This is a genomic window from Caloramator proteoclasticus DSM 10124 (assembly GCF_900129265.1).
In the GTDB taxonomy this organism is placed as follows: domain Bacteria; phylum Bacillota; class Clostridia; order Clostridiales; family Caloramatoraceae; genus Thermobrachium; species Thermobrachium proteoclasticum.
The window spans coordinates 1-13,751 of record NZ_FQVG01000063.1 but is presented as its reverse complement, the minus strand read 5'-3'; the positions used below and the strand labels follow the sequence as shown (position 1 = coordinate 13,751).

Below are 13,751 nucleotides of genomic sequence, written 5' to 3'. Positions count from 1 at the left end.
TTTAAAAATGCGTAAACTTCAAATAGATACAATAAGGCTTAAACTAATGAAAATAGCCTCAAGAATAGTAAGAAGTAGTCGCTACATAATATTTAAGCTTTGCAGTAGCTACGCATATAAAAATGATTTTTATGAGATTGTAGCAAATATTCACAAGTTAGAATGAAATTCTTTTATTATTGTTCTTTGATAAGTTCAAAAAGTAAAATTTTATACTATAGGTGAAATCTATTCTTCTTTAATGTAAATATCTGTAATTTATGAAAATTTTATTCATATAACAATTATACTAAGATTTCTTATAAATATTTTTCAGTTTAATTTTTGGTTGGTGAATAATTCAGGTTAAATTATTTATAAACCTATTAATTTATTTAAGTATAAAATTATTATTATAATTTTTTTATCTCAGTTTATAATATACCCCCTATGGGTATATTATAAAACCTACCCACTCCATAGTCAATATTAAATATTCTGAAATTAAATATAGAATTATATATTTCAAATAATTTCTCTTTAAAATCTAAATAAAAATACAGACATTTAAAGAAAATGCCTGTATCAGCTATCAATATTAAAATTAATACAATATATAAATAATATGTCTACCTAATAAAATCATCGTTGTGACTCATATTGTTTTAGTAGCTTTACAAATAGTTCAGGAACCTTTGCCATTTTATCTGGTGACTCTACGAAGGAAATTCTAAATTGTGTAGTTCCAGGGTTGTATTCACCCTCCTCAACATTGTAGAAGCCCTTCATCGGCGCTACTAATAATGTTGTTTCAACACCATCTATTTCAACCACACCCTTTTCTGCACAGTAAAGAACAAAATCAATTGAATCAAATCCTGGTTTTACTACATTTCTAACATCTATAACCAAGTATATTGAAGCATCAGGGCTTGAAACAATTAAGTTAGGTTCTAATTTTTTAAGACCGTTGTATACTGTCATAATCTGTTCTTTATAATAGTTTCTAAGGTTTTTACACCAATCTAAAATTTGTTCCTTTGATTCGTGGGCAAGTGCTCCAAATATGTATTGTCCTAATACATTTGCACAAAGGTTTGCTGTATATTCTGCTACAGCACGATTATTAAATTCTACATTGTCCGTTATTAATGCACCTATTCTCAAGCCACAGGCATTCCATACCTTTGAAGCAGTTTCTATACTTATCCTTCTACCTTCAATTCCTGGAACCTCTTTATCTGTTATTCCCCATATACTTACTAATCTTGTATCATCTGTATAATAAAGTTCTCGATATGCCTCATCACTTACCATCCACATATTATATTTTACACATAGTTTTGCAAGTTCAATAAGTGTTTCGTAATCATATAACTGTCCTGTTGGGTTGTCATATGGTATAACAAGAAGTGCTCCCGGATTGTACCTCTTTATCATTTCTTCAATTTTATCTATTTCAGGAAGGCTGAATTTCCCTTTTTCATTTAATTTACGTTTAACTGTAACAATCCTTCTGCCTATTCTTTCAGCAAAGGAAATATAATTCGTATACGCTGGATCAATCATTAAAAGGGGTCTTTCATCTGAACCTGCAGGGCCACATACCCCTAATAAAAGTATTTCCATAGCAGCTGAACCACCATCGGTTATTTGAACATAAAGATTACTTGTATAAAAACCTTCACATTTTAAAATATTTTTAAATGCATCTTGGCATTCTTTAAAACCAGCCGTAGTTGAATATCTTATAACCCCTTTTGAAAATGGACTTTCAGCTGCATCAAGTGAGAACATTCTCTTCATCATAGCCGGATTAGTTGGAAGTGATACATTTCCTATACCTACATTTATAACAGCTTGCGGCTTAACTTTACGCTCTTCATATTTCATTTGTGCTAATCTTATATCTGATGGCATTCTTGATTGAAAATGAGAGGATAAAACCGGTTTATTCATTTTTAAAACTCCCTTCAATAAAACTGAAATACTCAATATTTTCAGTTTTATTTTAATATACAGAATATTTTTAATCAATAAATTTTTCAAAATTTTATCAATTGTTACAATCATTAAATAAAGATTACAGGTAAGCACATTTACTCTTTTATAATATTCGTGATATATCAATTATAAAAAAGGACAAGTATTATTCATACCTGTCCTTTTTTCAAAATAATTCTTTGTTCTATCACAAATATAAATCATTAATTAAATACGTAAATTTTTTTTGATAAAGAATAACCTGATAATATTATCTTTTTCCCTATAAAAGTATCCATTTGCATTAGTTTGCCTAACAACGTTTTATTTACTTCTTCATATAAGTTTTTATTTTTAGAACGTAAATAATTCCATAACTCATCCTTCTTATTTAAGTTTTCTACTGTATTGGATTTTAAAAGGAGCACTGTACTCACTGTCATCATCATAGTTAAATATTGAGTCATATATTTACGAAGCTTTTTGCTCTCTATTTGTGTAGGATCGTATAGATCAATCATTATCTTTGTAACCTTTATCTGTTGATCTATACGTCCTATCATTATTTTTTCATTAACTGACTGATCTTCTCTTCCAATAAAGTATCTATAAAGGTCAACATTTATGTAATACATTGTTTTTACATAAGGTAATGGTTTAAACACAAAAATATTATCAACATAAAATGTATGTTTCGGAAGCTCTAAATTACAATTTCTTAAAATCTCTGTACGATAAATAACAGAATGCATTAATATATTCTGGCTTATTTTGAAATCTCCTATATCATCCCAAGTAAAAATTCTTTCCTCCGGCATAGCACTTTTATAGTTAATGCTTTTTGATTTTCCTATACTTACCTTTTCATATACATAATTTGTAATTAGCATATCAATTGGCTCAGGTTTATTGGCCATACTTCTTAAAACATCTAACACTTTGATAAAACTTTTTTTATCAAACCAGTCATCGCTATCTAAAACTTTATAATACATTCCTGTTGCATATTTTAATCCTGTGTTTACAGCATCGCCGTGTCCACCATTTTCTTTGTGTATTGCACGTATTATATTTGGATACTTTTTCTCATATTCGTCAGCAATTATTGCTGTATTATCCTTAGATCCATCATTAATAATTAAAATTTCAATATCATCACTTCCCACAAGTAGTGATTCTATTGCTCTCTCCATATAAGATGCTGAATTGTAGCAAGGAATTGCTATAGTTAAAACCTTCATTTATACCTCCTGATTTACTAATTTTTTTGCTCTGTAAAGTTGTAGCTGTAAAGAAAGCTTCCAGGTTACTTCAGCTAACACTAATCCTGCAATAACATCTGCTATAACGTGCTGCTTTGTAGTTAAAGTTGATATACTTATCATTATAGCCATAAACAAAGAAAAATACCTATACCAAACAGGAATTGTTTTATTATTTCTAATGCCAATAAAACAATACCAGCTAACTAAAACGTGGATTGATGGAAAAAGATTATTAGCTGCATCTACGCTATATACAAATTTGAGCATATCCACAAAAATGTTTGATTCAACAATATTTGGTCTAATATTGGTTGTAGGAAATGTAATATATATAATAAAACAGATTAATTTACCTAATATATCTGATATCACAAGTCGATAGCAATTTTCTTCGCTTATTCGACTTATTAATATATAGTTAAAAATCCAAAACAGATAACTTCCTAAGTAAAAAATTATAAATATCGGTACTACTGGGATCATATTATCTAAATTGGTTGTCAAATCGTGAAATACCCTGTTTTTATAAAACAACCGTGCTCCAGAATATACTGAAAAATTGATTACTACGCACAAGAGCAACGGAATTACAGCATATTGAGGTATAAAGTTATATATACTTCTAATCCTTCTCATATTATTAAACCTTACTCCTTTAAGAGTTTATTGCTAAAGTTCTATTGATTTAGAACATTTACTTTTTAAGTATAATCATTTATTTTCTATACAGTCAATATAGGTAAAGTATTTTTAATTTAATCTTAATTTTTAACCCATAAATTTTATAAATTTGTAAAATTTAATTGCAAAAATCAATTTGAAATTCAAAAAAATTATTTTATGCTTTCATTAAAAAGATTTAGAGCCTCCTCTACTACCTTGTCCATATTAAAATATTTATAATTCGCAAGGCGTCCAACAAAATATACATTATCTAATTTTTTCGCCTCTTCTTCATAGAGCTTGTATTGTTCAATATTTTTCTTTTGAGGAATTGGGTAATACGGTTCACCCTCTGATGTAGAATACTCCCTTACAATTGTTGTTTTAAAATGTTTTTGGCCTGTTAAATGTTTAAATTCAGTTATTCTTGTAAAGTCGTAATCATTTGGATAGTTTACAGTTCCAACCTCTTGATATTTTTCACAATCTAAAGTTTCAAATTCAAACTTTAATGACCTATATGGAAGTTTGCCATATTTATAATCAAAATAATAATCAATTGGGCCTGTATAAATCAATTTTTCATATTCTATATTGCTTATAACATCTTTATAGTCCACATTTAACATTATATGTATATTTGAACTGTTTAACATACGCTCAAACATTTTGGTATAACCATACTTTGGCATACCTTGATATTTATCTGTAAAATACCTTCCATCTCTATTGGTTCTAATCGGTATTCTTGCTGTGACCTCTGGCTCTAATTGTGATGGATATAAGTCCCATTGTTTTTTTGTATATCCTTTAAAAAACTTTTCATAAAGTTCTTTCCCAACCTTACTAATGACCATATCCTCTGAATTTAATATTTCTTCCTTCTTATCTCTTATTTTTTCAAAAAAATCTTTTAACTCAACTGGTGTAAAATTAGTATTATATAACATATTTATTGTATCTAAATTAATAGGCATTGGAACAGTTTGTCCATCAACATATGCCAATACCCTGTGTTGGTAATGATACCATTCAGTAAACTTTGAAAGATAATCCCAAACTTCCTTATTATTTGTGTGGAAAATATGAGGACCGTATTTATGTACTAAAATTCCATCCTCATTAAAATAATCATAAGCGTTTCCTCCAATGTGATTTCTCTTTTCAATTATTAAAACCTTTTTGTTTAAAACATTTGCTATCCTTTCTGCCAATACACATCCAACAAATCCTGCACCTACAATAACATAGTTATACATATTGTTCCTCCAAAATATTAATTTTTGAGCATTACTACATAACTTAAATTAACTTTATTTTAACTCTATAAAGTCTCAACAGCTCTAATAAATATAATTTTGATAATGAGTTTTACTCGAAGTTTATTTTATAATAAAATTGTATTTTTTTCAAATAATCCTTTTATAATAATCAAATTTAAACCATACTTTTATTAATAATATAACTCAACTTTTAAAAGATAAGCCATATCACTTTACATAAGTTATATGTGTGATATGGCCTATCTTTAAAATTTATTTCTATTTTCTTCTCCTCTTAAAATCTTCTTCTATACGTTCTTTCCAATTATCTGCGATTTTGTGACTCGTGCGTAAACAACTAACTGTTTCATTAATAACCTGATAATTAAGTAATACTCCTTCTTTATCCGCATTATAATTTGCTGCTCTATCTTGCCCAATTCCAAAACGTGCTGCAGTAGAAATAGCATCAATATTTGCACCAAGAAATATAAATTCCCAACCATAATTAGTTTTTTGATATTCTATCATTTGTCTAACTTTGTCAAAACTATACTCTTTGCTGGCATTTTCCATTCCATCTGTTATAATCACAAATAAAACGTGTTCAGCACGCTCGTCCTCTGATTTGTTTTTCTGTTCATTTACAACTTTATTTATAGTTCTTCCTATTGCATCTAACAGTGCTGTTGTTCCCCTTACATAGTATTCCTTCTCTGTTATAGGAATTACATCTTTTATATTAACACCATTATGCAGCAATTCGTATTTGTCATCAAATAATACTGTAGTTATTACAGCCTCTCCTTCTTCTTTTTTTTGCTTTGCTAAAATTGAGTTAAATCCTCCAATAGTATCTCCTTCAAGTCCACACATTGAGCCACTTCTATCAAGTATAAATATTAGTTCAGTTAACCCCTTTTTCATAGTGCTATCCTCCCTTGCTTTTTATTATTTTTATGATAGCACTATAATAGTTTATATAGGTCGCTTAAAAGGCGACAAATTTTATATCTATAATTTTTATATTATCACATTTAAATTAATGACAATTACCCGACTAATAGTTTTTGTCCAAATGCAAATAAAACTTCATTTATTTCGTAAATATTATAATTTCCTTCCTCAATAAAATACTCAATAATTAAGTCAAATTTACTACTATGGGAAAGTGCATACCCTGCCTTTGCTAATAAATCTTTTGTTTCATCAAGGTTTAGCTTTAATGCTATTGCAAAGGCAATTGCTGTATTTTTACTTGGTTGATAATATATATCATTACGAATTTTAGAAAACAACCTACGATCTACATTTGCTCTTTTATAAACTTCAACATCATTCATACCCTTTTCATCAATTAACCGAATAAGTGCTTGTGAAAATGTCTCATCTATTTGATTTACTACATCATCAAGGTTACGTTTTTTTGTTGGAATGTAAATACTTCTTTCCTGTGGAATTAAATCTTCTTCATATAAATAATTTGATACTGATCTGAATTTATTAGTCCTTCTATATAATTGATGTTCTTGTATATATTTATCATCTATATATTGTTTTATCGTTGTAAACAATTTCTTAGAAATTAAAAATGCATCTCTGTCATATATCACTAGGTAAACCAACATATCATTTTTTAAAAGAAAATTCTCAATTTCTGTAATTGCAATTTTAAAGGCTTTATCTTTAGGAAAACCATAAGCACCAGCTGAAATTAAAGGGAAAGCTATACTCTCCAGATTATATTCTTTTGCCAATTTAAGTGAATTTTTATAGCAATCCGAAAGAAGCTTTTCCTCGTTATTATCTCCTCCAGTCCAAACTGGTCCAACTGTATGAATTACATATTTTGCAGGTAGGTCATATCCTTTTGTAATTTTTACTTGTCCAACCTTGCACCCGCCTAATGTTTTACATTCCTCAAGTAATTCAGGTCCAGCAGCTTTATGAATTGCTCCATCCACCCCACCCCCATCAAGCAATGATGGATTTGCTGCATTTACAATAGCATCAACACATACTTTAGTTATATCGTTTCGTATAATTTCAAATGGCATTACAACCCCTCCAAAGATGTAGGAAAATTTTTAAATTAGTTTAGTAATTATATAGCCTCTCAAACTTCTTAAACCATTTACCTTGATAGGTTACTATCCCATAGTCTCCCTCAGATATCAAACCATAGTCTGTTGGCCCTACCTTGAGCTCAAATCTTTGACCCGACTCATTTTCAAAAGTAATATAATAATCTGTATGGGCTATATGATGTATATCCGGGTTTGTATGCATAGTAGCACTAATTTCAGTTCTTTTTGTAATAACCCTAACTCTTTCTTACAAAATAGGAGAAGACTTGTTCCTATTATATTCCTTTATATTTATAAACATAATAAAAATAATCACTGTAAATATTATAATTGGGAAAAATAAAAATAACACATCAAATGCATAGAATTCAAAACCCACATCCACTCCCCCTTAATCAATTCTATTGTTAGCATTCATAACTTTATTATACCAATTTATGGTATTTTATTCAATGAATTCGCAAAACATTTTTTGTCATTCTTTAAAAACAATTAGCCATATCACTTAAATAATTTTTTTGAAAATGATATGGCCACCAATAATTTTAGTATAATTTTTTTATTGCCTATCTAATTTATAAAAATTAAGAGTCATATTTAATCAAGTAAAGTAAAAGATTATCTGCATCCAATATATACAACTTAAAATTAAAGTAATAATCTTTGGTATAATTTTTATATAAAAATAAATAATACCCATTTTTAACATTTGGTATTGGGCTATAGCTTGTGTTTTTAAGCAAATTTGTTAATTCAATATCATAAGTAAGTTGCTTATCAATAACAGTATATATATCTTTATCTATAGGTAATCTATTCCATTTAGATTTTTTTATTTTATCACTTAATATTAAATCAACATCTGCTTTTTCAAGTTGAAATACATAATAATCTATCCCATCACCGTGAAAACTTGCTGGAGATGTAGCTTTAAAAATAGTTTTTTTATTATACAAATTAATACGAGTTTCTTTATATATAATTATATTATTAATATAATTAAGTAAGGGTTTAAATTGCACTATCAGTAATACAAGTAATGATATAATTAAAATAACAAATATTTTAATTGTTCTTCTGTTCATAGTAACACCTTCTTTTATTGATTTCTTAATATAAAAAACTTAATTTACTAATTTTAAAAACGCTCATTTAAACATCTTAAATTTTCTTAATGTGAATTTTTTGCATTATTAATGTGTTTGTTCACTAATAATCCATTCATAACCAAAATATTATACATAAGTTTATAATACAAAGGTTGAAACACCTTTATAAGTATGCCTTTTTGAAAGGAAGATTGAATTTTTAAATTTTATTGCAACAAGACCTTTTCTGAACTAAGTTTGTTAACTAAAAATATTCCAACAAAAAATATTGCAATAATTAAAAATAAAATCAATCCAAACAAAAGTTGTATTGATATATTTTTAGTTATTAAGAATTTAGGAATATATGCAAAAGCAAATATCAAAATAAATTTAATAGCGTGTAATATACTTGAATTGCTTATAGTTAAATTAAAATAAAAAAATGTTAAAATACCTCCGATTATAAAAATAATTGATAATAACAAATATAGTAAATATATTTGTAATTTAACTGGACTATACATTAAAAATAAAATAATCCCCCAAAAAATCAGTAATACTAAATCAATAATAACAAGAGGGATTATTTTTATAATTAAATTATACGGAGATTTTATCGGAATTACGAAATATCTATGATATAAATTATAAAGCTTTTCTTTTTCTAAATTTATAGTTGATATGAATATAATTGAGTATGAAATTGAAATTAATAAAACTAAAACATATAATTGTGATAAATCCCTCATATTTTTTAATGTTGCAAAAAAATCATTTAAATTTAACAATAACATAAATAAAATTACATTGATTAAAACTAATGAAATAAACATTGGTTTTATTAAATTTTTCAACTCTAACTTAATAAATTTTATCTTATTTACCATATACAACATCTCCTCCTGCTGCTAACATATATATTTCTTCTAAACTCTCAACTACTTTATAATCACTAATACCAAAATTTTTTATTAATTCATCTCCCATAATATATAAATCAGTATTTTTAATTTTATACATATCTAACCCTGTAAATTCTCCTTTTACTATGTGATAATTTTTCTGTATGGGAAATTCAACTAATGTTTCACCTTCATTAACTATAGATACTTTATCACATACTTTTTGCGTTTCTTGTAAATTATGTGAACTAAATATTATTGTTTTTCCTTCCTTTTTTAGCTGCAAAATAAAATTTCTCACTACTATTTGCATTTCTGGATCTAATCCTGATGTCGGCTCATCAAGTATTAGTAAGTCTGGATTCGGAAGGAGAACACTTATTAATGATACCTTCCTCTTCATACCTTTTGATAAATGCCTGAATTTCTTCTTTAAATCTACTTGATTAATTTGCAATAAATCAATATATGAAAATATATCTTGTTCATCTGCACCATATATGTAACACATAGATTTCAAATTATCTTCAATAGTCCAATCAATGTTAAAAGTTTCACAATCAAACATAACCCCAACTCTTTTATAATCTATTTTTTCGACTTCTTCACCAAAAATTTTTATATATCCATAATCTTTTTTTATTAAGCCAAGTATAGATCTTATTGTTGTTGTTTTACCCGCACCATTCTTTCCTAACAAACCATATATTTCATTTTGTTTAACAAACAAATTTATATCTCTTAAAACCTCTCTGCCATTTATAGTCTTTTGCAGATTTTTAACCTCGACTACATTCATCTTATCAACTCCTCAATTACAATATTTAATGCAAATAGTTTATATAATAAATAGTAAAAAAAGTTAATAAAAAAAATCCTGTACTTAATTCAAATGCCATTAATATATTATAGTTATTCAACACTTCACCTATCATCCACGCTGAAATAATTATATATGAATTCGCAACATAATTATAAATTTTTCTATAGACAACCTTTTTAGGAGAAATATTAAGTATAATACGCAAACCACTTAATATTAATGAAATAGAAAAGAGCATAATAATAAATACAGGTTCACGTTCGTCTATCGTAAAATATTTTAATAATATACAAATTGTTATCAATCCAATTAACAAATCCATACAACAAGCTTTATTAAAAAGATTTTTCTTTAAATTGTTTGAATTACTTTTTAATTTTCTTAGACTAAGTAATATTATAAGGAATCTATAATATCCATATGCTCCCAATATAGCATATATAATCAAAATATCTTTTCCCATTTTACCCCACCCATTTGTACATTTTTCATAAACTTAATTTTTTCTTTATACCATTTACAATAACTTCTATTGATAAATCTTTAATTTATCATTTTTTCTCTCAAAAGCATAAACTGTAAAATTTCAATTATTTATAATCGCAATAAATCTATAACTTTAGTAATTTTATTGTTTAATAATTATCAATTTTTGCATTATCTATTATAATAAAAAACTCTTTAGATTCATCGGATTTTATTTTCTTAATACTATATTCCTGTCATCTTAAATAACGAAAATCTAATGTTAAAATTTATCTATATTACTATATTCTTCTTTAAACCCCCAATTAATTATACCATTAGTTTCATATCTTTAAAATATACGAATTGCATATTTGATTATTATTTCTCTAATTTATTGCCCCCAATTATTTCTAATCTAATCAGTCCTTCAAATTTCAAACAAATTCTTAATCTGAATGATTTGTTATATATGATGCAAAATGAACTACCTGTACTTCATAGTTTGATAACTTTTCTAATTTGTCTATTGATACCCTGCAGTAGGCTGCTGTTCTTACTATGTCATCTAACGCAAGAATATTTAGATTCTATAGAATTCATTCTTAATTATTTATAAATTTTATTTTAAAATACTCTCTTGCAAATAAAAATTAAATTTTAAAACACTCCAATTGAAATTTAAAATTAAACTTGAAACACAAAAATAGTCTTTATATATCTAATTCTACATACTAACTTATTTTCCTTCTTTTTCTAATATATTTTTTATCAATTTACCCTTAACGCCAGTATATTTACGCTACAAAACAAAAAGCCTTTATATTCCATAGTGAATTAAATACTTATTTTTAATAATAGCCTCGGTAATTTTTTCAGTGAGAAGTTCAAGTTCTTTTGCTTTGAAGTAATTATTTGCCTTCATAATGATATCCCTAAACTGTTTGAGGGATTCTGGAGGGATAAGCGTTACACCACAATAATCTAATCCTGTACCTTGCTGGGTTGTAACTTGAAAATATGTCTTTAGTTCCATTAATTCTTCATTATACTTTATAATTAATTCGTAAATTAAATCATCATCGACAGAAACACAATTATATTTTTCAGGTTCGTAATCACTATACCATTTGTTTTCTTCAAAAGCATCTATTATTCCAAATTCGTGTTTTGCCAAAGTATCACCTCTAATAAAATACATTTATATATATTATACTTCCTTGCCAAAAGATTTGAGTACTTACATATAAAAAACAGAAGAGGCATAAAACAAATGTAAAAAAGGGGGCAAATTGCCCCTGATTCTTTATTTTAAGCTATTTCTTCTCTATCAACGCTACACACTCCACGTGGATCGAGTTGATAGAATTGATGTCTGCTGGCTATTTTTTATAGCATCTGTATGTGGGAACATGTCAATGGGTTTTTGGCCGTTTTTTCAGAAACCACCGTTCGCGGGAACATATCCACAAAACTGGAATTTGTCAGTTGTTATCGTGTTATTGTTAAGCAATAGAACGATGGCCTTTCTGGATACATTTTATCGGGAGTATTCCAGATTACAGCATTATCAATCTCTTTGATATGCTCTGTGGTCAGTTCGTCAATGGAGATTGCTTTTCTGTGAATGAAAGGTCTGTCCTCAAATTCATAATAGTCCATCAACCAGACATGCCAGAATTCAATAACATCTGATTTTTGTAGAGCAGTTTTTATGTACTCAATGAATTGTTTTGCTCTGCCATCAGTATAGTCCCATTCAAGATAAACACCATATTTTTTATCGGTATAGTCCGCGACATTCAAAAAGGGAATTAGAAAATAGTTATCATCAGCACCGCCATCGTATATTGTGCCGTTGTCAACATTAATCTCAATGGGATAATCCTGTGATGATGCAAATTCTGTCAAAGGATAATCGGATGCGATAAATCTGCAAACACTCATACAATCACCCTCTTTCACAAATTCAAATTGCCTTATCGTTACCATTCTCCGATGCTAAAATAATCGTCGGAGTATTTACTCATTACCTGTTCAAAAAACAATATGTCCTTGTCAGAGTAAATTGTTATATACATCTCTGTTCCGTAGTGAGCACTGCAAATATCACAAAGTTCATTTTTTACATTTATGGTAAAATACTTTGTCATTTTATTATAGATATCTTTATCTGATGGATTATCCGTCATTAGTTCCAATAGCAATTTATCCGTAAGCACGCCTTTTATAGATATTTCGTTACCTTCATCTGTTGCTGTGCCGTATTGTTGTGCTTGCAAAATTTCTTCAGTTTCCTCTTTCCAACACCGTATTTCAAAGTTGTCGCCGACTTTGAAAAAATGCTTGATAATTGATTTCCACCAGTCCGATGAAACGGAGTGGTCTATCATTTGAATTCCAAATCTTCTCATAGCATTACCACCTCCATCAAATTCAACTTTCAGAGCATCTTCTATGTTTGAATGCCACTCTTTCTTACCATCCCCGATTGTGCATATTAGTGCAATACCATTTTCTTTAAATTGATAAAATGATTTTCTGTCTTTATCTAAAACCAACATATGCAATACTGCTATGGCATAAATAAATCAAATTTGTCAGATAACTCTTGTGTCAAGCAATCAAAAACTTCAAAGGATTGAGAAAAGCTGAACTTGTTTATATCTATCATCGTATGCTTCGTAATATTCTCTTTCTTTTTTCATACTGCTCACCTCGCAAAACATAATTTAGCTATGCTTTAAATTTATCGAACTACTTAATCTCCATATAGACCTAACTCAACTTACCAACCAGCATAATGGTTAATAAACATACGAGCATATTTCAGTCATGTTGGTTAGCCTATTACACAACTATTTTATCAACTCAACCTAAAAAGTCAAACTGTAAATGTCAATATATTTTTGCACAAAAAATGGAATATATTTATGTACAAAAATTGTACTATGATGATGTATTAGAAGAACTGTTAAAATATTTCATTTTAGATTTTAATCTGTATGAAGGACCTTTTATAGATATAACATTTGAATGATGTAATAATCTATCCAATATTGCATTAGCAATTGTTGCTGAACCAAATACTTCTCCCCAACTTGAAAAAGGCATGTTAGTTGTAATAATGGTTGAGTGTTTTTCATATCGTTTAGATATTAGTTGAAAAAATATATTGGCTGTATCTACATCAATAGGTAAATATCCAACTTCATCAATTATTAAAACTTT

16 protein-coding genes are annotated in these 13,751 nt (G+C 27.6%); 1 reads left to right on the top strand and 15 read right to left on the bottom strand.

Features of this window, described 5'->3' with window-relative positions:
• Positions 1 to 166, top strand: a 166-nt coding sequence (locus tag BUB63_RS11615; RefSeq protein WP_200790272.1) for a transposase, incomplete at its 5' end; no start/stop codon positions are given.
• A gap of 455 nt (positions 167 to 621) precedes the next feature.
• Here BUB63_RS11615 and BUB63_RS11610 read toward each other — a convergent pair.
• From BUB63_RS11610 to BUB63_RS11540, 15 genes are all read right to left on the bottom strand, one after another.
• Positions 622 to 1,938, bottom strand: coding sequence for a pyridoxal phosphate-dependent aminotransferase (locus BUB63_RS11610; RefSeq protein ID WP_073249931.1), 1,317 nt, complete (start codon positions 1,936 to 1,938; stop codon positions 622 to 624).
• A gap of 248 nt (positions 1,939 to 2,186) precedes the next feature.
• Entirely contained in the window at positions 2,187 to 3,203 is a 1,017-nt protein-coding gene (locus BUB63_RS11605; RefSeq protein WP_073249929.1) for a glycosyltransferase family 2 protein, read from the bottom strand.
• Positions 3,204 to 3,863, bottom strand: coding sequence for a phosphatase PAP2 family protein (locus tag BUB63_RS11600; protein ID WP_073249927.1), 660 nt, complete (start codon positions 3,861 to 3,863; stop codon positions 3,204 to 3,206). It lies immediately after the preceding gene.
• Positions 3,864 to 4,060: 197 nt separating this feature from the next.
• Complete coding sequence (gene glf / locus BUB63_RS11595; RefSeq protein ID WP_027307611.1) at positions 4,061 to 5,149, bottom strand: UDP-galactopyranose mutase; 1,089 nt, start codon at positions 5,147 to 5,149, stop codon at positions 4,061 to 4,063.
• Positions 5,150 to 5,431: 282 nt separating this feature from the next.
• The gene (locus BUB63_RS11590; RefSeq protein WP_073249925.1) at positions 5,432 to 6,079 is read right to left on the bottom strand and encodes a vWA domain-containing protein; all 648 of its coding nucleotides are present in this window, start codon (positions 6,077 to 6,079) and stop codon (positions 5,432 to 5,434) included.
• 125 nt (positions 6,080 to 6,204) lie between these two features.
• Entirely contained in the window at positions 6,205 to 7,209 is a 1,005-nt protein-coding gene (locus BUB63_RS11585) for a macro domain-containing protein (protein ID WP_027307613.1), read from the bottom strand.
• A 40-nt stretch (positions 7,210 to 7,249) separates the two neighbouring features.
• Positions 7,250 to 7,471 carry a DUF2500 domain-containing protein gene (locus BUB63_RS13250; protein ID WP_278299003.1) on the bottom strand — a complete coding sequence of 74 codons (222 nt, stop codon included), beginning with the start codon at positions 7,469 to 7,471 and terminating at the stop codon, positions 7,250 to 7,252.
• Between the two features lie 352 nt (positions 7,472 to 7,823).
• On the bottom strand, positions 7,824 to 8,324 hold the full coding sequence (locus BUB63_RS11575; RefSeq protein ID WP_027307615.1) for a hypothetical protein: 501 nt from the start codon (positions 8,322 to 8,324) through the stop codon (positions 7,824 to 7,826).
• Between the two features lie 230 nt (positions 8,325 to 8,554).
• Positions 8,555 to 9,217 carry a hypothetical protein gene (locus BUB63_RS11570; protein WP_073249934.1) on the bottom strand — a complete coding sequence of 221 codons (663 nt, stop codon included), beginning with the start codon at positions 9,215 to 9,217 and terminating at the stop codon, positions 8,555 to 8,557.
• On the bottom strand, positions 9,207 to 10,031 hold the full coding sequence (locus tag BUB63_RS11565) for an ABC transporter ATP-binding protein (protein ID WP_073249923.1): 825 nt from the start codon (positions 10,029 to 10,031) through the stop codon (positions 9,207 to 9,209). The genes BUB63_RS11570 and BUB63_RS11565 overlap by 11 nt, the downstream gene beginning before the upstream one ends.
• A 25-nt stretch (positions 10,032 to 10,056) precedes the next feature.
• The gene (locus tag BUB63_RS11560; RefSeq protein ID WP_073249921.1) at positions 10,057 to 10,518 is read right to left on the bottom strand and encodes a hypothetical protein; all 462 of its coding nucleotides are present in this window, start codon (positions 10,516 to 10,518) and stop codon (positions 10,057 to 10,059) included.
• An 822-nt stretch (positions 10,519 to 11,340) separates the two neighbouring features.
• Positions 11,341 to 11,697, bottom strand: a complete 357-nt coding sequence (locus BUB63_RS11555) for a hypothetical protein (protein ID WP_084106770.1) — start codon at positions 11,695 to 11,697, stop codon at positions 11,341 to 11,343.
• 314 nt (positions 11,698 to 12,011) lie between these two features.
• Positions 12,012 to 12,467, bottom strand: coding sequence for a hypothetical protein (locus tag BUB63_RS11550; RefSeq protein ID WP_073249919.1), 456 nt, complete (start codon positions 12,465 to 12,467; stop codon positions 12,012 to 12,014).
• A gap of 38 nt (positions 12,468 to 12,505) precedes the next feature.
• Complete coding sequence (locus BUB63_RS11545; protein ID WP_058257212.1) at positions 12,506 to 13,084, bottom strand: hypothetical protein; 579 nt, start codon at positions 13,082 to 13,084, stop codon at positions 12,506 to 12,508.
• Between the two features lie 385 nt (positions 13,085 to 13,469).
• Positions 13,470 to 13,751, bottom strand: a 282-nt coding sequence (locus BUB63_RS11540) for an ATP-binding protein (RefSeq protein ID WP_159431474.1), incomplete at its 5' end; no start/stop codon positions are given.

Bases quoted from the DNA above. Each gene is read 5' to 3' on its own strand.
- BUB63_RS11575 (WP_027307615.1), bottom strand. From the start codon at position 8,324: ATGAACAGAAGAACAATTAAAATATTTGTTATTTTAATTATATCATTA.
- BUB63_RS11610 (WP_073249931.1), bottom strand. From the start codon at position 1,938: ATGAATAAACCGGTTTTATCCTCTCATTTTCAATCAAGAATGCCATCA.
- BUB63_RS11545 (WP_058257212.1), bottom strand. From the start codon at position 13,084: ATGTTGGTTTTAGATAAAGACAGAAAATCATTTTATCAATTTAAAGAA.
- BUB63_RS11570 (WP_073249934.1), bottom strand. From the start codon at position 9,217: ATGGTAAATAAGATAAAATTTATTAAGTTAGAGTTGAAAAATTTAATA.
- BUB63_RS11590 (WP_073249925.1), bottom strand. From the start codon at position 6,079: ATGAAAAAGGGGTTAACTGAACTAATATTTATACTTGATAGAAGTGGC.
- BUB63_RS11605 (WP_073249929.1), bottom strand. From the start codon at position 3,203: ATGAAGGTTTTAACTATAGCAATTCCTTGCTACAATTCAGCATCTTAT.
- BUB63_RS11550 (WP_073249919.1), bottom strand. From the start codon at position 12,467: ATGAGTGTTTGCAGATTTATCGCATCCGATTATCCTTTGACAGAATTT.
- glf (WP_027307611.1), bottom strand. From the start codon at position 5,149: ATGTATAACTATGTTATTGTAGGTGCAGGATTTGTTGGATGTGTATTG.
- BUB63_RS11560 (WP_073249921.1), bottom strand. From the start codon at position 10,518: ATGGGAAAAGATATTTTGATTATATATGCTATATTGGGAGCATATGGA.
- BUB63_RS11585 (WP_027307613.1), bottom strand. From the start codon at position 7,209: ATGCCATTTGAAATTATACGAAACGATATAACTAAAGTATGTGTTGAT.
- BUB63_RS11565 (WP_073249923.1), bottom strand. From the start codon at position 10,031: ATGAATGTAGTCGAGGTTAAAAATCTGCAAAAGACTATAAATGGCAGA.
- BUB63_RS11600 (WP_073249927.1), bottom strand. From the start codon at position 3,863: ATGAGAAGGATTAGAAGTATATATAACTTTATACCTCAATATGCTGTA.